This is a genomic window from Flavobacterium sp. (assembly GCF_035195345.1).
Taxonomy (GTDB): domain Bacteria; phylum Bacteroidota; class Bacteroidia; order Flavobacteriales; family Flavobacteriaceae; genus Flavobacterium.
Genome location: NZ_CP136574.1, coordinates 1,440,265 through 1,457,881, shown reverse-complemented (window position 1 = coordinate 1,457,881; position 17,617 = coordinate 1,440,265). Strand labels below are relative to the sequence as shown.

General features: G+C 31.7%; 22 protein-coding genes and 1 riboswitch. Of the genes, 12 read left to right on the top strand and 10 right to left on the bottom strand.

Going from position 1 to position 17,617, the window contains the following annotated elements:
* The 5 genes from RSE15_RS07030 to RSE15_RS07010 all read left to right on the top strand — a co-directional run bounded on the left by RSE15_RS07030 (position 1) and on the right by RSE15_RS07010 (position 5,688).
* Positions 1-717 carry a phosphoglycerol geranylgeranyltransferase gene (locus RSE15_RS07030; RefSeq protein WP_324066972.1) on the top strand — a complete coding sequence of 239 codons (717 nt, stop codon included), beginning with the start codon at positions 1-3 and terminating at the stop codon, positions 715-717.
* Complete coding sequence (gene pnuC, locus RSE15_RS07025; protein ID WP_324066970.1) at positions 714-1,328, top strand: nicotinamide riboside transporter PnuC; 615 nt, start codon at positions 714-716, stop codon at positions 1,326-1,328. The genes RSE15_RS07030 and pnuC overlap by 4 nt, the downstream gene beginning before the upstream one ends.
* The gene (locus tag RSE15_RS07020; protein WP_324066968.1) at positions 1,298-2,833 is read left to right on the top strand and encodes a DUF4301 family protein; all 1,536 of its coding nucleotides are present in this window, start codon (positions 1,298-1,300) and stop codon (positions 2,831-2,833) included. The genes pnuC and RSE15_RS07020 overlap by 31 nt, the downstream gene beginning before the upstream one ends.
* Positions 2,826-3,227, top strand: coding sequence for an alternative ribosome rescue aminoacyl-tRNA hydrolase ArfB (gene arfB, locus RSE15_RS07015; protein WP_324066967.1), 402 nt, complete (start codon positions 2,826-2,828; stop codon positions 3,225-3,227). The genes RSE15_RS07020 and arfB overlap by 8 nt, the downstream gene beginning before the upstream one ends.
* A 93-nt stretch (positions 3,228-3,320) precedes the next feature.
* Positions 3,321-3,416, top strand: a riboswitch (TPP riboswitch).
* Positions 3,417-3,498: 82 nt separating this feature from the next.
* Positions 3,499-5,688 (top strand): TonB-dependent receptor, encoded by a 2,190-nt coding sequence (locus RSE15_RS07010; RefSeq protein ID WP_324066965.1) that lies wholly within the window; start codon positions 3,499-3,501, stop codon positions 5,686-5,688.
* Between the two features lie 46 nt (positions 5,689-5,734).
* Here RSE15_RS07010 and RSE15_RS07005 read toward each other — a convergent pair whose 3' ends face one another.
* Positions 5,735-6,157 (bottom strand): Rieske (2Fe-2S) protein, encoded by a 423-nt coding sequence (locus tag RSE15_RS07005; RefSeq protein ID WP_324066963.1) that lies wholly within the window; start codon positions 6,155-6,157, stop codon positions 5,735-5,737.
* A 151-nt stretch (positions 6,158-6,308) separates the two neighbouring features.
* Between RSE15_RS07005 and greA the strand changes: the two genes are divergently transcribed.
* From greA to RSE15_RS06990, 3 genes are read left to right on the top strand one after another with little or no spacing between them, the layout of a single operon-like run.
* Entirely contained in the window at positions 6,309-6,785 is a 477-nt protein-coding gene (gene greA / locus RSE15_RS07000; RefSeq protein ID WP_324066961.1) for a transcription elongation factor GreA, read from the top strand.
* Between the two features lie 14 nt (positions 6,786-6,799).
* On the top strand, positions 6,800-7,189 hold the full coding sequence (locus RSE15_RS06995) for an HIT family protein (protein ID WP_324066959.1): 390 nt from the start codon (positions 6,800-6,802) through the stop codon (positions 7,187-7,189).
* A gap of 40 nt (positions 7,190-7,229) precedes the next feature.
* Positions 7,230-8,123, top strand: a complete 894-nt coding sequence (locus tag RSE15_RS06990) for a hypothetical protein (protein ID WP_324066957.1) — start codon at positions 7,230-7,232, stop codon at positions 8,121-8,123.
* Here the strand turns inward: RSE15_RS06990 and RSE15_RS06985 are convergent.
* Positions 8,120-9,271, bottom strand: a complete 1,152-nt coding sequence (locus tag RSE15_RS06985) for a sensor histidine kinase (protein WP_324066955.1) — start codon at positions 9,269-9,271, stop codon at positions 8,120-8,122. The two genes, RSE15_RS06990 and RSE15_RS06985, sit on opposite strands and share 4 nt — an antisense overlap.
* 157 nt (positions 9,272-9,428) lie before the next feature.
* Between RSE15_RS06985 and RSE15_RS06980 the strand changes: the two genes are divergently transcribed.
* The 3 genes from RSE15_RS06980 (at position 9,429) to aat (ending at position 11,437) form a co-directional block, all read left to right on the top strand.
* Positions 9,429-10,304: a flavin reductase family protein gene (locus RSE15_RS06980; RefSeq protein ID WP_324066954.1), complete on the top strand. Its 876-nt coding sequence runs from the start codon at positions 9,429-9,431 to the stop codon at positions 10,302-10,304.
* 11 nt (positions 10,305-10,315) lie between these two features.
* A complete protein-coding gene (locus RSE15_RS06975) occupies positions 10,316-10,693 on the top strand; it encodes a DUF3127 domain-containing protein (RefSeq protein ID WP_166234885.1) in 378 nt (125 codons plus the stop codon).
* A 108-nt stretch (positions 10,694-10,801) separates the two neighbouring features.
* On the top strand, positions 10,802-11,437 hold the full coding sequence (aat, locus tag RSE15_RS06970) for a leucyl/phenylalanyl-tRNA--protein transferase (RefSeq protein ID WP_153207396.1): 636 nt from the start codon (positions 10,802-10,804) through the stop codon (positions 11,435-11,437).
* Here the strand turns inward: aat and RSE15_RS06965 are convergent.
* The 7 genes from RSE15_RS06965 to rplM all read right to left on the bottom strand — a co-directional run bounded on the left by RSE15_RS06965 (position 11,434) and on the right by rplM (position 15,691).
* Entirely contained in the window at positions 11,434-11,685 is a 252-nt protein-coding gene (locus RSE15_RS06965) for a VF530 family protein (protein ID WP_324066952.1), read from the bottom strand. The genes aat and RSE15_RS06965 overlap by 4 nt on opposite strands.
* Entirely contained in the window at positions 11,651-12,211 is a 561-nt protein-coding gene (locus RSE15_RS06960; protein ID WP_324066950.1) for a DNA-3-methyladenine glycosylase I, read from the bottom strand. The genes RSE15_RS06965 and RSE15_RS06960 overlap by 35 nt, the downstream gene beginning before the upstream one ends.
* Entirely contained in the window at positions 12,201-12,860 is a 660-nt protein-coding gene (locus RSE15_RS06955; protein WP_324066948.1) for a queuosine precursor transporter, read from the bottom strand. Before RSE15_RS06955 ends, RSE15_RS06960 begins: the two co-directional genes overlap by 11 nt.
* A 92-nt stretch (positions 12,861-12,952) precedes the next feature.
* A complete protein-coding gene (gene tsf / locus RSE15_RS06950) occupies positions 12,953-13,774 on the bottom strand; it encodes a translation elongation factor Ts (protein ID WP_324066946.1) in 822 nt (273 codons plus the stop codon).
* Between the two features lie 138 nt (positions 13,775-13,912).
* Positions 13,913-14,674: a 30S ribosomal protein S2 gene (rpsB, locus tag RSE15_RS06945; RefSeq protein WP_324066944.1), complete on the bottom strand. Its 762-nt coding sequence runs from the start codon at positions 14,672-14,674 to the stop codon at positions 13,913-13,915.
* A gap of 175 nt (positions 14,675-14,849) precedes the next feature.
* Positions 14,850-15,236, bottom strand: a complete 387-nt coding sequence (gene rpsI, locus RSE15_RS06940; RefSeq protein ID WP_008256015.1) for a 30S ribosomal protein S9 — start codon at positions 15,234-15,236, stop codon at positions 14,850-14,852.
* Positions 15,236-15,691 (bottom strand): 50S ribosomal protein L13, encoded by a 456-nt coding sequence (rplM, locus tag RSE15_RS06935; RefSeq protein ID WP_297868720.1) that lies wholly within the window; start codon positions 15,689-15,691, stop codon positions 15,236-15,238. The genes rpsI and rplM overlap by 1 nt, the downstream gene beginning before the upstream one ends.
* A gap of 197 nt (positions 15,692-15,888) precedes the next feature.
* Between rplM and RSE15_RS06930 the strand changes: the two genes are divergently transcribed.
* Positions 15,889-16,911 (top strand): LacI family DNA-binding transcriptional regulator, encoded by a 1,023-nt coding sequence (locus RSE15_RS06930; RefSeq protein WP_324066941.1) that lies wholly within the window; start codon positions 15,889-15,891, stop codon positions 16,909-16,911.
* Here the strand turns inward: RSE15_RS06930 and RSE15_RS06925 are convergent.
* On the bottom strand, positions 16,906-17,616 hold the full coding sequence (locus RSE15_RS06925) for a nicotinamide mononucleotide transporter family protein (RefSeq protein WP_324066939.1): 711 nt from the start codon (positions 17,614-17,616) through the stop codon (positions 16,906-16,908). The two genes, RSE15_RS06930 and RSE15_RS06925, sit on opposite strands and share 6 nt — an antisense overlap.
* Position 17,617 lies beyond the last annotated feature (1 nt).

Genomic DNA, 17,617 nt, shown 5'->3' with positions numbered 1-17,617 from the left:
ATGCAAAATCTATATTCAAATATACTTCTAGCCAAAAAGAATCGTCAGAAGCTATTAGCTGTTTTAATTGATCCTGAAAAGGTTTCAATTGAACAAGCGGTGGTGTTGGGTGAGAAAATTAAAAAATCGCTTGCCACACATATTTTTGTGGGTGGAAGTACTTTCAATGGAACGCATTTAGATGAATTGATTTCCGTTATTAAAACAACTACTCAATTACCAGTATTAATTTTTCCAGGACATCCTTCGCAAATTTCAAATGAAGCAGATGGAATTTTATTTTTGAGTTTACTCTCAGGCAGAAATCCAGAATATTTAATTGAACATCATATAAATTCAGTTGAAATATTAGTGCAATCTAAATTGGAGATTATTCCCACAGGTTATTTGTTAATTGATGGAGGAAAAGAAACTGCTGTGCAACGTGTAAGTCAAACGCTACCAATTGAACAAGACAATATCGAATTGGCATATAAAACCGCAAAAGCAGGCGAATTTCTTGGAAAAAAGTTGATATATTTAGAGGCAGGAAGCGGTGCTAACCAGCATGTTTCTTTAGAAATGGTGCAATATGTAGCTCAAAATATTGATGTTCCTTTGATTGTGGGCGGCGGAATTCGTTCAATGACAACCATTCAAGATATTTACTCGGCAGGGGCAGATTTGGTAGTAATTGGAACTGCTTTTGAAAACGATCATAATTTCTTTTCAATATGATAGAATTTTTATTTTCTCAATATAAAGACTATTCTAATGTTTTTATTTTTCTCGAATTAACCGCTGTAGTTTTTGGAATAATAAGTGTTTTATTTGCTAGAAAAAACAATATTTTAGTTTATCCAACGGGTTTAGTAAGTACCCTGATTTATGTGTATATTTTATTAGAATGGAAATTATTTGGCGATTTTATCATTAATATTTATTATTCTATAATGAGTATTTTAGGATGGTATTTATGGACCCAAAAAAAAAATGGAGCTACTGAATTTCCAATTTCAGTAATGAATCGAAAAGATTATTTGATTTCAAGTGTAATTTTTACAGGAACCTTACTTTTTGTTGCTTTAGTTTACTATTTTTTTGATAAATTTACCCATTGGACAGCTTATGTTGATACGCTTACAACTGCTTTGTTTTTTGTAGGAATGTGGCTCATGGCCAAACGAAAAATTGAAAACTGGTTACTTTGGATTGTTGCTGATATTATTTCGGTTCCTTTGTATTTTTATAAGGGACTAACATTTTCAAGCATACAATTTTTATTATTTACAATTATTGCTATTTTAGGCTATATAGAATGGAGAAAATTTTTACAGAAGCAGATTTAAAATATATAAAGGAAAGAGGCAATTCTATTGATAAAGTGGAGCAACAATTGGCTCTTTTTATACAAGGAATTCCTAAAATTAATTTAGTAAAATCGGCAACCGTTGGCGATGGTATTTGGCGTTTTTCAGAAAGCGAAATTAATTTGTTTGTAACTTATTTTGATAGGCATAAAGATAAATATACCATAGAGAAATTTGTTCCTGCTTCGGGAGCGGCAACTCGTATGTTTAAGTTTTTAAATGAGTTTTTAAATGAATTTGATGCCGAAAATGACACTATAAATAGTTACATCAACAAAAAAAACGCAAAAGATGTTTCTATATTTATTTTTGGATTAAATAACTTTCCTTTTCACAGAGAATTAAAAAAGAAAACACTCGATTTATTTCCTGATTATTATTCCTTGTCTAATGATAAAAGGCATTATGCTTTAATTAAAACGTTGCTGAGTGAAGAGGGTTTAAATTATGCTCAAAAACCTAAAGGAATTTTGCCTTTTCATTTTAAAGCCGATACTATTGTTACTCCTATTGAAGAAAATATTTTTGAAGCAGAGTTTTTTAAAAGTTCAAATGATAAAACTAAAATTCATTTTACGATAAATAAAGAATTTCAATTCGAATTTGAGAAAATAACGAATCTTTTCTCTGATTATGAAATTAACTTTTCTTATCAAGATCAATCGTCAGATACTTTAGCGGTTAATGATGATAATACGCCATTTCGTTTAGATGATAATACGTTGTTTTTTAGACCTGGCGGGCATGGTGCTTTGATTGAAAATTTAAATGCGCTTCAATCAGATGTGATTTATATTAAAAATATAGATAATGTTTCTCAAAATCATTCAGATGTAATAACACTTTACAAGAAATTATTAGGAGGCGTATTGTTTAGAATGCAATATCAAATTTTTGATTATTTAAATAAGTTGTATAGCGGAAATTTAACGGAAGATGAAATAACTGAAATTAAAGATTTTGCCGAAAATAAAGCAGCTTTTCCATTGCCTGAGGAATTTAATTATTTTCAGACAACTTATAAAATTGAATATTTAATTAAAGTATTAAACCGTCCAATTCGTGTTTGTGGAATGGTTAAAAATGAAGGTGAACCTGGCGGTGGGCCATTTTGGGTGCAAGATGAAAAAGGTCGATATACGCTTCAAATTGTTGAATCATCTCAAATAGATACCAACAACAAAACTCAAAAGAAAATTGCTAAAAGAGCTACACATTTTAATCCGGTTGATATTGTTTGTGGTGTAAAAAATCATAAAGGGGATAAATTTGATTTAACTCAATTTGTAGATCCAAAAACGGCATTTATTACAGAAAAAACAAAAGACGGAAAATCTATAAAAGCATTCGAATTGCCTGGATTATGGAATGGTGCTATGGCTAAATGGACGACAATTTTTGTTGAGGTGCCATTAGAGACTTTCAATCCGGTTAAAACAGTAAATGACTTATTAAAATCGTCACATCAACCTGATAATGGATAAATCAATTATCGCATCTGAGTTTTCATTTAAAGCAGTGAGGAGTAGTGGTTCAGGTGGACAAAATGTAAATAAAGTGTCGTCAAAAGTGGTGCTGACTTTCGATTTAGTCAATTCAAAAGGATTAAAAGAGGAAGAGAAACAATTACTTCAAACTAAAATAGCTACCAAACTTACGCAAGAAGGCATATTAATTATAACAAGCCAAGAAGACAGAAGTCAATTAAAAAATAAAGAAATTGCAATTAAAAAATGTTTTAAATTAATTGAAAATAGCTTACTGGTTTCTAAAGAACGCAAGGAAACTAAAATTCCAAGAGCTGTAAAAGAAAAGCGCCTCAATGCAAAAAAAGTAATGAGCGTTTTAAAACAAAACAGGAAAAAGCCAAACTATTAAATTTCAACAACAAATTCAAAAGTCAAGTTCAATAAAAATGAAATAAATTGAGTTTTTGTATTGCAATTGTAATTGATATTGCTTTATCTTTGCCTCGTCTCAAAGGGGTGCTCTAAATAACGAGCTGAGATCATACCCATAGAACCTAGAACAGATAATGCTGTTTAGGGAATCGACAAAAATAAAAGTGCACGTTTATTGGCGTTGAAGAGTATCAAATTTAATTTTTAACCAAGAGTAATTACCCCTTTTATTCGTATTTTTTTTACGAATGAAAACTTTATTAAAACAAAGTACAAGGTACAAGGTACAAAGTACAAAGGCTTATTTAAGTCTATTTTTTATTTTCTTTTCTCTTTTTTCTTTTTCACAAGAAAAACCTAAAGACAGTCTAAAAACAACTGAACTAAAAGAAGTTACAGTTTCTTCTGTAAGAGCAAAAGATAAAAACCCAATCACTTATACAAATCTTTCAAAAGAAGATATTGCACCAAGAAATTTAGGTCAAGATGTGCCTGTATTGTTGCAATATTTGCCATCTGTAGTTAGTACAACCGATGCTGGAAATGGTGTAGGTTATACTTATATGAGAGTTCGTGGTGCTGATGGTTCTCGTATCAATGTTACTTTAAACGGAGTTCCCTTTAACGATAGTGAAAGTCAGGGAACCTTTTTTGTGAATTTACCCGATTTTGCTTCTTCTTTAGAAAGTGTTCAGCTACAGCGAGGAGTAGGAACTTCAACAAACGGAGCTGGAGCTTTTGGTGCGAGTTTAAATATGCAAACCAAATCGTTTCAAGAAAAAGCTTATGCTGAGGTTTCAAATTCCGTAGGGAGTTTTGCCACTCGAAAACATACAATAGCTTTTGGAACAGGTTTGCATAACAATTTTGAAATGAATGCACGTATTTCTAACATAGCTTCGGATGGATTTATTGACAGAGCAACATCAAATATGTTTGGTTATTTTTTTAACACCAATTATATTACTGAGCAATCACAAGTGAAATTTTTAGCTTTTGGCGGAAAAGAAAAAACATATCAGGCTTGGTATGGCATTGAAGACCTAGAGAAATTAAAAAATGACCGTACATTCAATCCAGCAGGAATGTATACAGATGAATTTGGAAATGTGCAATTCTATGATAATGAAACCGATAATTATTGGCAAAATCATTTTCAATTGCATTGGACAGAAAAGTGGTCTGAAAAATGGATTTCAAATGCAGCATTGCATTACACCATCGGAAAAGGTTATTTTGAACAATACAAAGAAGATGAAGATTTAACCGATTACAATTTACCTGATTTTAATGGGAATTCGATTTCAGATTTAGTCAGAAAGCGATGGTTAGATAACGATTTTTTTGGGGCAACTTTTTCATTAAATTATCGAACACCAAAAACGGATTTGTTATTTGGAGGAGCGGCCAATCGTTATTTAGGAAAACACTTTGGAGAGGTTGTTTGGACTCAAAGTTATATTCCAAATTCTAATCGTTACTACGATAATTATGGTAATAAAAATGATGTCAATTTCTATACAAAAGCATCTCATAATATTACAAGTCAACTGAATTTATTTGCTGATTTGCAATACCGAATGGTGTTTTATGAAGCAACAAGTGTTAAGTTTTCGGATGTGAATGATACTTTTCGTTTTTTTAATCCAAAAGCTGGGGTAAACTATCAATTAGATACTAAAAATTCCTTTTATGGCTTTTTAGGAGTTGCCAATAAAGAACCAAGACGCGATGATTATGAAAGCGGAAGCGTGAAACCAGAACGTTTAATAGATTATGAATTAGGTTGGAAATACAATACTCAAAAAGTAAAAATTAGTGCCAATGCTTTTTATATGAATTACAAAGACCAATTGGTTTTAACTGGTGCATTAAACGATGTGGGTTCTCCAATTTTTACTAACAGTGGAAAAAGTTATAGAGTAGGATTAGAAGTTGAGTCAACAATAGCAATTGCGGATAAATTAATTTTGAATCCAAACGTAACTTTGAGTCAAAATAAAAACCAAGACTTTTACTTTCAACGAGATGGTGTTTTACAAAATTTAGGTAACACAGATATTGCTTTTTCACCAAATATAATCGTTGGAAATCGATTGACTTTTTTGCCAATTAAGGATTTTCAAATTTCGCTTTTGTCCAAATTTGTAAGTGAACAATACATGGGGAATATCGATTCAAAGCAATCTAAATTGGGGGCTTATTTTGTCAATGATTTAAATATTAATTACGAATGGAAGATAAATAAATCCATCAAATCAATAGTTATATCAGGATTGGTAAACAATATTTTTGATTTAGAATACGAATCCAATGGTTATTTCTATACTTATGATGACGATTGGAGTAGTCCAGGAAATATTACAACAATTGAAGGAGCAGGATTTTTTCCGCAAGCGGGAATTAATTTCCTTTTAGGTATGAGTTTAAAATTTTAGTAAATAAAAAAACCTAACAGGTTTTCTCAATCTGTTAGGTTTTGTATTAATTATAAACTCGTAAAGAAACAGCGTCTAATTGTTCTACTCTGTATTGTTTCATAGGATATTGCATGCCAGTTGCTTGACCTGTAAACAAGCTGTAAGAAGCCCCGTCACATGCGCAAATAGCATTTATACCACTTAATGTCATGGTGGAACAGCTACTTAATGCCTCATTTGGGCAAGCAGCATCAAAAGCTACATAACTTCCGCCAGTATTAAAAACGATAATACCTCTTACGCCAGCACTTCCATTATTTATATAAACAGCATTGCTTGGAAATTGTAAATTACTAAATTGTGGCAAATTCATGTTTATATTTACACTAAAACCATAGTTAGGTAAATACGGATTATTGTTGCTAAAGTTTTCTTTTTCACAACTCATCAAAAAAGGTAATAAAAGGAGCAGTAGGTATTTTTTCATTTTTTTTCTAAAAAAAGTTAAACAAATTTAATTAATTACTTTTGAGATACATTATACATTATCATAAATTAATATTAAAAATAAATTACTATCTTTGTAAAAAGGAATCCCATGTAGGTGGGATTCTTTCTATTTTATAAACGATGAAGTTATGAGTACAGTATCTTATTACACAGCAGAAGGATTAAAAAAATTAAGAGACGAATTAGACCAACTTAAAAGTATAGAGCGACCTAAAGCATCGCAAGCCATTGCAGAAGCGCGAGATAAAGGAGATTTGTCTGAGAATGCAGAATATGATGCAGCAAAAGAAGCACAAGGATTATTAGAAATGAGAATTTCTAAAATGGAAGAAGTTGTTGCTAATGCACGTTTAATTGATGAATCGCAATTGGATTTATCAAAAGCATTGGTATTGTCAACAGTTAAAATTAAAAATCAAGCTAATGGTATGGAAATGAAATACACATTAGTGGCTGAAAGTGAAGCAGATTTAAAAACAGGAAAAATTTCTGTAACATCTCCTATCGGTAAAGGTTTGTTAGGGAAATCTGTTGGAGAAGTAGCAGAAATTAACGTACCAAACGGAGTTTTAAAATTTGACGTTTTAGAAATTACAAGAGACTAATAATACGTTTAAAAATGGCAAGTATTTTCACTAAAATAGTAAACGGAGAAATTCCATGTTATAAAATTGCTGAAGACGAAAATTATTTAGCTTTTTTAGATGTGAATCCAAATGCAAAAGGACATACGCTTTGTATTCCAAAACAAGAGATTAATAAAATCTTTGATATGGATGAAACACTTTATTTAGGATTAATGAAGTTTTCACGAAAAGTAGCAAAGGCTCTTGAAAAAACCGTTGAGTGTAAACGAATTGGTGTGGCGGTCGTAGGACTTGAAGTGCCCCATGTTCATGTGCATTTAATACCACTTCAAGATATGGATGATATGCGTTTTCAACGAAAAACAAGCTTAACTCCACAAGAGTTTCAAGAATTAGCTCAAAAAGCAGCAACTTATTTATAAAAATCTGATACCACAAATTTTAAAGTTTGTGGTTTTTTATATGAAAAAAATAGTTTTTTTTTTATTCTACACAAACCTTATTTTTTCTCAAGAATTATCTTCTGAAAATTTTTATTGGCCTTTTTATCATAGCCAAAATATTGAAAGTGTAATAGGTGTAAAAAAATGTTACATTAGGCAAGAACCTTCTTTAAATGGAAAATTATTAGATTCGTTAAGTATAGGTTATAAAGTTAATGTTCTTGAGAACACAACAAAAACAACAACTATAAATGGACTGAATTTATCATGGGTTGAAATTGAATATATATACAACAGTGAAATTAAAAAAGGTTTTTTATGGAAGGGTTGTTTAGCACTAGGGGTATCAAAAAGAAATGGGGTAGTTTTTTTAACAACGATTGATTCTAAATTTACTAAGAAAATTAAAGAAGGAGGTTTTGAATATAATCCTCATTTTTGTAATATTTCTGTTAAAGCAGTTAATCAAAATTATCAACTTTTGGATACTTTTACAATAGCTAAACAGTTAGATGAGAGCATGTTTTTTGAAAATTCAGCAATCAATGGATGGGGATTAAAAAATGTAAATTCTATTTATAGAATTTCTCTAAGCGGTGAAGCTTGTGGTATACCAACGTACCATTATTATTTTGGATGGACTGGCAAAAAAATCCTACTCCTTCCTCAAAAATATCAAGTAGGTGATGCAGGTATTTTTTATCATACAGAAGAATTTATTTTTCCAAATGAAAAAAAAGGAGAGCAAAACACCATAATTAAACAAATTATTGAAGCTGAAATTATTGATGAAAATATAGCAGACAATAAGTTTTTAGTAAAAAAAGAGCTTGAGTATTATTCTTGGAATGGAATGACTTTTAAACTTATTAAAACAAAGAAAATTAAACCATATATTCAAATAGAGAATTAATTTTCTTTCCTGTAACTAATCTGCATTGTAGTTCCTTTTCCTATTTCAGAATGAATTACTCTAATTTTTCCTTTGTGGTATTCTTGAACAATTCGTTTAGTTAATGATAGTCCTAAACCCCAACCGCGTTTTTTGGTTGTAAATCCAGGTTCAAATACTTTTCCAAACTGGTTTTTTGGAATTCCTTTACCGGTATCTGTAATTTTTATTTTAACTTCATTTTCTAATTCAGAAATAGCGATAGTTAAACTTCCTTTGCCTTTCATAGCATCAATTGCGTTTTTAACTAAATTCTCAATCGTCCAGCTGTGTAATGCAGGATTAATGGCGACATAAATAGGATGTTCTGGCGACAAGAAAGTAAATACCACTTGTTTTGAAACACGTGATTGTAAATAATCAAAAGAACTTTTAGTTTCTTCAATAATGTCTCTTTTTTCTAAAGAAGGTTCGCTACCAATTTTTGAAAATCGATCGGTTATGGTTTGTAATCGATTGATGTCTTTTTCAATTTCTATAATGGTACTCTCTTCTACATTTTCTAATTTTAAAATTTCTAACCAACCAATTAATGAAGATAATGGTGTGCCAATTTGATGCGCTGTTTCCTTAGCCATTCCTGCCCAAAGTTTGTTTTGGGTAGCCATTTTAGTGGCGCGATAAAAATTATAAACAACGGCACCAAATAAAATAATAATTAGTAATAAAGCAACCGGATAATATTTCAACTTATTTAAAAGGGGAGAATCGCCATAATAAACCAATTGATATTTGCTTTTAGAGCTTTCCATTTTAATGGGTAAATTATCGTTTTTTATCGAATTAAAGTATTTTTTTAAAGCAATGCTATCTTTCGTAATGGCTTCGTCAATATTATTAGAATCAATAATTTTATCATTATTGTCGGTGATAAAAATTGGAATCGTAGTGTTTTTACTTATAATTTCAAGCGGTAAATCTAAATCTGAATTTTCATTAGCATTTGCAACAGTAGTTAAGGCACTTGCCCAAAATTCCATTTTTGCACGCTCTTCATTTTTGAAAATCTGGAAAAAATTATAGGTATTCCAAAGTATTAAGATTACGATGAAAAAGGAAGCAAGTATAATAAACCATCGCGTAAGATTTCGTTTTTCTGAAAACTGCATGTAACAAGATTTGATGTAAAAATACTAAAAACATTTAATTGTTTGATTTTAGATTGATGATTAATGATTTTTGAACTTGAAATTGATTTTTGAAATTGATATTGATATTGAAGTTGACATTGTAATTGTTTGTTATCTTTGCAGAAAATAGTATACTATGTTAAGCATCGATCCAAAAGAAATAGCGCCAGCAAAATTACAAGGATATTTACAAAGTGCAGTTGCACCAAGACCAATTGCCTTTGCTAGCACCATGGATAGTAATGGAAATCCGAATTTATCGCCATTTAGTTTTTTTAATGTATTTAGTTCAAACCCTCCAATTTTGATTTTTTCGCCAGCAAGACGCGTGCGTGATAATACTACTAAGCACACTTTAATTAATGCACAAAACACCAAAGAAGTCGTAATTAATGTTGTGAATTATGATATCGTACAACAAATGTCATTATCAAGTACCGAATATCCAGAGGGTGTAAATGAGTTTGAAAAAGCCGGATTTACGATGCTAAAATCAGATAAAGTGAAACCATTTCGTGTAGCAGAAAGTCCAGTGCAATTTGAGTGTAAAATTAACGATGTAATTGCGTTAGGTGACCAAGGCGGAGCTGGAAATTTAGTGATTTGTGAAGTGGTTAAAATTCATATTAATGAAGCTGTTTTAGATGCGACAGGAATGATTGACCAATACAAAATTGATTTGGTTGCCCGAATGGGAGGAAACTGGTACAGTCGTTCAAATGTAGGTATGTTTGAAGTAGAAAAGCCATTGACAACTTTAGGTGTTGGGGTGGATGTAATTCCTGATTTCTTTAAAGAAAGCACTTATTTTAACGGTAACGATTTAGGAAAATTAGGGAATATAGAAAATATTCCAACTGAAGAAGAAATTGCTATATTTGTAAAAGAAAATTTTGAAGTTAAAGCGGTTTTAAGTTCCGATGATATGGATACAAAATTTCAAAAAGCAAAAGAATATGTAGATAATGGAAGAGCTATCGATGCTTGGAAATTGTTATTAGCAAAAAAATAAATTTAAGTATTATGGAAGTTTTAGGAAGAGTAAGATTAATTAATCCTGTACAACAAGTTAGTGCTTCTTTCAAAAAAAGAGAGCTTGTAGTTACTACAGAAGAGCAATATCCTCAACATATTTTGATTGAGTTTGCACAAGACAAAACAGATTTGTTAAACAATTATAATGTTGGAGAGCAAGTAAAAGTATCCATCAATTTAAGAGGAAGAGAATGGGTTAATCCACAAGGAGAAACTAAATTTTTTAACTCTATCCAAGGTTGGAGAATTGAAAAAGTACAAGCTGAAGCACCAAGTGCACCTCAAATGCCACCAATGCCAGCCTCTGAAGCTTTTGAACCAGCAACTAATTTCAAAGAAGAAGAGCACGACGATTTACCTTTTTAAAAGATTGAAGTCAGAAGTTAGAAGTCAGAAGTTTAAGCAATACTTGAATTTCTGGCTTTTTTATTGAACTTGAAATTTGATATTGTAATTGAACTTGATTTTTGAACAATGTATTTTCTAACCAAAGAATTATATTTTCCTCCAGCTGAAACTGCTTCCTTCGATGGAATTGTGGCAGTAGGCGGCGATTTGTCACCTGAAAGATTGGTATTGGCTTATAATTCGGGCATATTTCCTTGGTTTGATGACGACGAGCCTATTTTGTGGTGGAGTCCGCCTGAGCGTATGGTGTTGTTTTTTGAAGATTTGAAAATTTCGAAAAGTATGCGTAACATCATCAATCAAAGAAAATTCAAAGTTACTTTCAATACTGCTTTTAGAGATGTAATACTCAACTGCAAAAAGATTTCTCGAAAAGATCAACCAGGAACTTGGATAACCAATGATATGGTTGAAGCTTATTGCAAATTACATGAATTAGGTATTGCAAAAAGTGTCGAGGTTTGGCAAGATGATGAATTGGTAGGTGGTTTGTATGGCGTAGATTTGGGTCACATTTTTTGCGGCGAAAGCATGTTTTCAAAAGTTTCTAATGCCAGTAAATTGGCTTTTATCGCCTTAGCAAAACAATTAGAATTGGCTAATTATCGTTTGTTAGATTGTCAAGTTTACAATGATCATTTAGCAAGTTTAGGTTGCGTAGAGATTGAAAGAGAAGATTTTTTGATGGTGTTGAAATCTTAAAACTTCGGCAAAGTTCTAACATACAATTCTTCCACTTTTTTTCTAGCCCAATCCGTTTTTCTTAAGAATTTTAAACTAGAATTTACAGATGGATTTTCTTTAAAACAGTTGATGTTGATTAATTCGGCTAAGGTGTCAAAGCCGTAGAAATTTACTAATTGTTCTACAATTTCCTTTAAAGGTTTTCCGTGAAGTGGGTCGTTGCTCATTTTCTTATTTTCTTGTAAAACATTCCATAATGTGATCATTCACCATTCCTGTGGCTTGCATGTGGGCATATACAACGGTAGATCCTACAAATTTAAAGCCACGCTTTTTTAAATCTTTACTTAGCTTATCTGAAATTTCAGTGGTTGCTTTAACATCCCCTAAAGTTTTTGGTTGATTATCGATGGGTTTTCCATTAACAAAGCCCCAAATGTATTTTGAGAAACTTCCAAATTCCTCTTGTATCTTTATATAAGCCTGCGCATTAGAAACCGTTGCTTTGATTTTTAGCTTGTTTCTAATAATTCCTGTATCTTCAGCTAATTCAGCCATTTTATCTTCTGAATAATTGGCAATTTTATTCCAATCAAAATTATCAAATGCTTTTCTAAAATTTTCTCTTTTTGCTAAAACAGTATGCCAACTCAATCCCGCCTGGAACGTTTCCAAAATCAAAAATTCAAAAATAGTTTCATCATCATAAACCGGTTTTCCCCATTCGTTATCATGATAATTGCGATACAAATCATCTTTTTCGCACCAAGCGCATCTTAGTTTAGTTTCCATTTTTTTCAGTTCCTAAATAGTTATCAATTAAATAATGGCCTAAATAAATCAAAGGAGTCAAACCAATTGCAATTAGTAATTTTACAAAATAACCAGTAAAAGATGAGGCTACAAATGTTTCTCCATTTATTTTTCCAGGTAACCAAAAGGCAATTCCTAACACAATAAAACTATCAAATAATTGAGAAATCACTGTAGAGCCTGTACTTCTTAGCCAAATCATTTTTTTGCCCGTTCTGTTTTTTACAAAATGGAAAATGGTAACATCAATTAATTGGGAAACTAAAAATGCAGTGATGCTTCCCACAATAATCCACATACTCTGACCAAAAACTGCATTAAATTGTTCATCCGAAATTAATCCATCGCCTTTTACTGCGGGAATATTGAGTCCAATTAACAACAAAAAAAAGGTGTAAGCAATTAAGCCTGCGGTAATAAAAGAGAGTTTTTTTACGCCTTTTTCGCCAAAATATTCGTTGATTAAATCGGTGGTAATAAAAACTATGGGCCAAGGTAAAATACCTAAACTCATCACGGTATCACCTACATAAATTAATTTTCCGCCAATTAGTTCTGCAACTAATGCATTGGTGATGAAAATTCCCGCCAATACAACATATATTATGTCTTTTTTTCTGTGAAACATTGCAATATTTTTATCAAAAATAGCTGAATTATGTCATAAAAAAAACTTCAACCCGAAGATTGAAGTTTTTATATGTATTTGAATTAGGTAGATTAACCTAAAGCAACTCTTTTGAATCCAGAAACAGTTAAGTTAGCCTCTACAGATTTAATGTAAGCAGCAACACTCATAGAACCATCTTTGATATAATCTTGGTTTACTAAAGTGTTGTCTTTGTAGAAACGTTGGATTTTTCCTTTAGAAATGTTGTCTAACATTGCTTCTGGTTTACCTTCAGCTCTTAATTGTTCTTTTGCAATTTCGATTTCTTTTTCAATGATTGCAGCATCAACACCAGCTTCGTTTAAAGCAATTGGGTTCATTGCAGCAGCTTGCATTGCAACGTTTTTAGCAGCTTCGTCAGCTCCTTCAACATTTGCAGATAATGCTACTAAAGTAGCAATTTTACCAGCGTGAATGTAAGATCCAACAAAAGCACCTTCTAATCTTTCGAAAGAACCTACTTCAATTTTTTCTCCAATAACTCCAGTTTGCTCAATTAATTTTTCAGCAACAGTAATTCCACCAAAATCAGAAGCTAATAATTCTTCTTTAGTAGCGAAGTTTAATGCTTGGTTTGCTAAGTCTGTAGCTAATTTAACGAAAGATTCGTTTTTACCTACGAAGTCAGTTTCACAATTTAATGTAATTGCAACACCAGCAGTTTTGTCTGCGTTGATAACAGCAATAGCAGCACCTTCAGTAGATTCTCTATCTGAACGGTTAGCAGCTACTTTTTGACCTTTTTTTCTTAAGTTTTCGATAGCTAAATCGAAATCTCCTTCTGCTTCCACTAATGCTTTTTTGCAATCCATCATTCCAGCACCAGTGATAGTTCTTAATTTATTTACGTCTGCAGCAGTAATATTTGCCATTTTGTATGTTTTTTATTTGTTGTTTATAAAAGTAAAAAATTCCAATTATTAAATCCCAAATTCCAATTTTACTAAATTGCTAACTAAAAGTTAGAACAAGTTTGGAATTTGGAATTTAATTCTTGGAATTTAATTTATTTATGCTTCAGTTTCAGTTGTAGGCGCTTCAGTAGCTTCTACTTCTTTAGCTGGTAATTCGTCTTTTTCAACTTTTCTATCAGAAAGACCTTCGATTAAAGCAGCAGATACTAAAGATAAAACTTTATCAATAGATTTAGAAGCATCATCATTAGCAGGAATAACGAAATCAATTGGACGTGGATCCGAATTCGTATCTACCATTGCGAAAACTGGAATGTTTAATTTTTGTGCTTCTTTAATTGCAATATGCTCAGCTTTAACGTCTACTACAAAAAGAGCTGCTGGAAGTCTAGACATATCAGCAATAGAACCTAAGTTTTTCTCTAATTTAGCACGTAAACGATCTACTTGTAATCTTTCTTTTTTAGATAAAGTCATGAAAGTACCGTCTTTCTTCATTCTATCAATAGAAGCCATTTTTTTAACAGCTTTACGGATAGTTACGAAGTTAGTTAACATACCACCAGGCCATCTTTCAGTGATGTAAGGCATGTTACATGCAGCTGCCTTCTCAGCAACGATATCTTTTGCTTGTTTTTTGGTAGCAACGAATAATACTTTTCTACCAGATGCAGCAATTTTTTTCAAAGCTTCATTAGCTTCTTCAATTTTAGCTGCAGTTTTATATAAGTTAATGATATGAATACCATTACGCTCCATATAAATGTAAGGAGCCATGTTTGGATCCCATTTACGAGTCATGTGTCCGAAATGTACACCTGCTTCTAATAACTCTTTAACGTCAATTTTGTTTGCCATTGTGTAATAGTTTACGTTCCGTGATTAGCAATTTTCAAGTAGTCACTTGCGTTGGTCTTGAAAATTTAGATGCTAAACTAATTCCCTTTTTACAAGGAATATCGACAACTTTGTTTTTAATTCAATTTTAATTGTAAAAATAAATCTGAAAATATATTCTGATAAATATCGAATATTAACGTTTAGAGAATTGGAATCTCTTACGTGCTTTTTTCTGACCGAATTTTTTACGTTCTACCATTCTAGGATCTCTTGTTAATAATCCTTCTGGTTTAAGAATAGCTCTGTTTTCAGCCTCAACTTCACACATTGCTCTTGCAATAGCCATTCTCACAGCTTCTGCTTGTCCTGTTGAACCACCACCATATACGTTTACTTTAACGTCAAAGTTAGATGCATTTTCTGTCATAGACATTGGTTGCATAACTTTGTACTGTAAAGTTGCAGTTGGGAAGTAGTTAGTGAATTCTCTTTTGTTTACAGTGATTTTTCCTGTTCCTTCTGAAACATAAACACGTGCAACAGCGCATTTTCTTCTACCGATTTTGTGAATAACTCCCATTACTTAAGATCGTTTAGGTTAACGGTTTTAGGTGTTTGAGCTCCATGTTTGTGCTCAGAACCTACATATACATTTAAATTACGGAATAATTCAGCACCTAATTTATTTTTAGGTAACATTCCTTTGATAGCTTTTTCTACTAATAATGCAGGATTTTTTTGTTGCATTACTTTAGCAGTTAAAGTTCTTTGACCTCCTGGGTAACCTGTGTGTCTGATGTACGTTTTGTCATCTAACTTGTTACCAGTAAGGTTGATTTTTTCTGCGTTGATAACAATTACGTTATCTCCACAATCAACGTGCGGTGTATAACTTGGCTTGTATTTACCTCTTAAAAGCATTGCTACTTTTGTAGATAAACGACCTAAGTTATGCCCTTCAGCGTCCACAACAATCCACTGCTTGTCTGCAGTTGCTTTGTTGGCTGATACTGTTTTGTAGCTTAATGTGTTCACAATAATTAATTTAAATTAAACATTCCATTCCCAATAAAGGGAGTGCAAAAGTACAATTATTTATTAGAATTGCAAACCAGATGTGTAAAATATTATTTTTTCTAATTTATTAAACATCATGCTCTTATCAATAATTAAGGAGCAGTTGTTTTTTTTAATTCAATAAATGTACTATTTTTACTTCTTATCTTTTATTTATGAAAGCAAAAGCCACCTTAAAACAAATTGCAAAAGAGTTTGAAGTCTCTATTTCGACTGTATCTAAAGCACTAAGTGATAGTCCTGAAATAAGTGAAGCTACCAAGATTAAAATCCAAGAGTATGCTAAATTGCAAAATTACAAGCCAAATAGTATTGCTAAAAATTTAAAAAATCAACGTACTAATACTATAGGTGTTATTATTCCTAATATACTTAATCCTTTTTTTGCTAAAGTATTTAGTGGAATTGAGAAGGAAGCTTTGTCTAAAGGTTACAATGTAATCACAGGTATTTCAAATGAATCATTTGAAAAAGAAAAAGAAGTAATGGATATGCTTAACAATGGAACAATTGATGGTTTTATTGTTGCTGTAGCAGAAGAAACCCAAGCTTTAAAAGAACACCAACATTTTAAAGATATTATTAATAGCGGTACACCAATTGTAATGTTTGATCGTGTGGCAGAAACTGTGAATTGTGATAAAGTTATAGTTGATGATTTTGAATCCTCTTTTGATGCTACCAATCATTTACTTAAATTAGGGAGTAAAAACACAGCATTAGTTTCTACTATAGATAATCTAAGCGTAGGAAAACTTCGTGTAGGTGGTTTTAAAAAGGCAATGGAATCGTCAAATTTGTCATTGAATAATCAATTAATTGTTATTGAGAATGATATAGAATTATTTGATAATAAATTAATTGAGTTGTTTAATACTAAAAAAGTTGATGCTGTTTTTGCTTTAGATGAGCATGCATCAACCATGGCAATGAAGTTTGCGCTTAAAAAAGGCATCAAAATTCCAGAAGAATTAAATATTATTGGTTTTGCCGATGGTGTTTGGTCAAGAAGATTAACACCGAGTTTATCTACGGTAAGCCAACACGCACCCGAAATTGGAGCCAAAGCGGCCGAATTATTAATTCATAAATTGAATTCTAAAGACGAGTTTTATCAACCGCAAACTGTTGTGATTAAAACAGAGTTGCGTCAGAGGGAATCTACGAGGAAGTTATAGTTGTTTTGCTTTATCATCCCGCCAAGTAATATATCCTAAAATCGCATTGAACATATAAAACACATATTTTGCGGTGTTGGCAATGTTCATTAGTATTACATTTTGTATGATTTTGAATAAATTATATACTTGCCAGTTAATCCAATTGTCGGGATACATTCTGCCTGTATTAAAGGTGCCTCCAAAACTAATTCCAGCAGGAATAGCGATGGCAAAAAATAATTTCCAATCAATCGCTTTGTCAGATAAAGTGGTAAAAGCAATGTAATTCAATACGAATGAAAGGATTAACCCAATTGCCATATTTCGAAAAAAGATAACATCAATTGCATTCAAAAATTGTTTCTTTTTCCAAATTCGGAAGGCAATATAATTTCCAAAAAATGAAATCGGATAAGTCAAAATCGCACCTATATTTCCTAAAAGATAATCAATACTTCCGCTCAACAACGTATTGCAAGTGCTGATTAAATTCCCAATATTGTTTTTCTTGGTGACTAGCCGAGTGGCTATCATCGACAAGCAAGTGTTTAGAATGGAAAAATACCCTAAGTAAAACGAGTAATTCTTTCCATCAAAACTAAAATCGTACGTGGTTTTGTAATATTCTAAATACACCGAAACGCCCACCACCAAAACCACTCCAATGATATCGAGATATTTACTATTGGTAATACTTTTGATGGTAGCGATGGTGTTCTGCATA

Coding starts and splice junctions, on each gene's coding strand:
- RSE15_RS07030 (WP_324066972.1), top strand. CDS start 1: ATGCAAAATCTATATTCAAATATACTTCTAGCCAAAAAGAATCGTCAG.
- pnuC (WP_324066970.1), top strand. CDS start 714: ATGATAGAATTTTTATTTTCTCAATATAAAGACTATTCTAATGTTTTT.
- RSE15_RS07020 (WP_324066968.1), top strand. CDS start 1,298: ATGGAGAAAATTTTTACAGAAGCAGATTTAAAATATATAAAGGAAAGA.
- arfB (WP_324066967.1), top strand. CDS start 2,826: ATGGATAAATCAATTATCGCATCTGAGTTTTCATTTAAAGCAGTGAGG.
- RSE15_RS07010 (WP_324066965.1), top strand. CDS start 3,499: ATGAAAACTTTATTAAAACAAAGTACAAGGTACAAGGTACAAAGTACA.
- RSE15_RS07005 (WP_324066963.1), bottom strand. CDS start 6,157: ATGAAAAAATACCTACTGCTCCTTTTATTACCTTTTTTGATGAGTTGT.
- greA (WP_324066961.1), top strand. CDS start 6,309: ATGAGTACAGTATCTTATTACACAGCAGAAGGATTAAAAAAATTAAGA.
- RSE15_RS06995 (WP_324066959.1), top strand. CDS start 6,800: ATGGCAAGTATTTTCACTAAAATAGTAAACGGAGAAATTCCATGTTAT.
- RSE15_RS06990 (WP_324066957.1), top strand. CDS start 7,230: ATGAAAAAAATAGTTTTTTTTTTATTCTACACAAACCTTATTTTTTCT.
- RSE15_RS06985 (WP_324066955.1), bottom strand. CDS start 9,271: ATGCAGTTTTCAGAAAAACGAAATCTTACGCGATGGTTTATTATACTT.
- RSE15_RS06980 (WP_324066954.1), top strand. CDS start 9,429: ATGTTAAGCATCGATCCAAAAGAAATAGCGCCAGCAAAATTACAAGGA.
- RSE15_RS06975 (WP_166234885.1), top strand. CDS start 10,316: ATGGAAGTTTTAGGAAGAGTAAGATTAATTAATCCTGTACAACAAGTT.
- aat (WP_153207396.1), top strand. CDS start 10,802: ATGTATTTTCTAACCAAAGAATTATATTTTCCTCCAGCTGAAACTGCT.
- RSE15_RS06965 (WP_324066952.1), bottom strand. CDS start 11,685: ATGATCACATTATGGAATGTTTTACAAGAAAATAAGAAAATGAGCAAC.
- RSE15_RS06960 (WP_324066950.1), bottom strand. CDS start 12,211: ATGGAAACTAAACTAAGATGCGCTTGGTGCGAAAAAGATGATTTGTAT.
- RSE15_RS06955 (WP_324066948.1), bottom strand. CDS start 12,860: ATGTTTCACAGAAAAAAAGACATAATATATGTTGTATTGGCGGGAATT.
- tsf (WP_324066946.1), bottom strand. CDS start 13,774: ATGGCAAATATTACTGCTGCAGACGTAAATAAATTAAGAACTATCACT.
- rpsB (WP_324066944.1), bottom strand. CDS start 14,674: ATGGCAAACAAAATTGACGTTAAAGAGTTATTAGAAGCAGGTGTACAT.
- rpsI (WP_008256015.1), bottom strand. CDS start 15,236: ATGGGAGTTATTCACAAAATCGGTAGAAGAAAATGCGCTGTTGCACGT.
- RSE15_RS06930 (WP_324066941.1), top strand. CDS start 15,889: ATGAAAGCAAAAGCCACCTTAAAACAAATTGCAAAAGAGTTTGAAGTC.
- RSE15_RS06925 (WP_324066939.1), bottom strand. CDS start 17,616: ATGCAGAACACCATCGCTACCATCAAAAGTATTACCAATAGTAAATAT.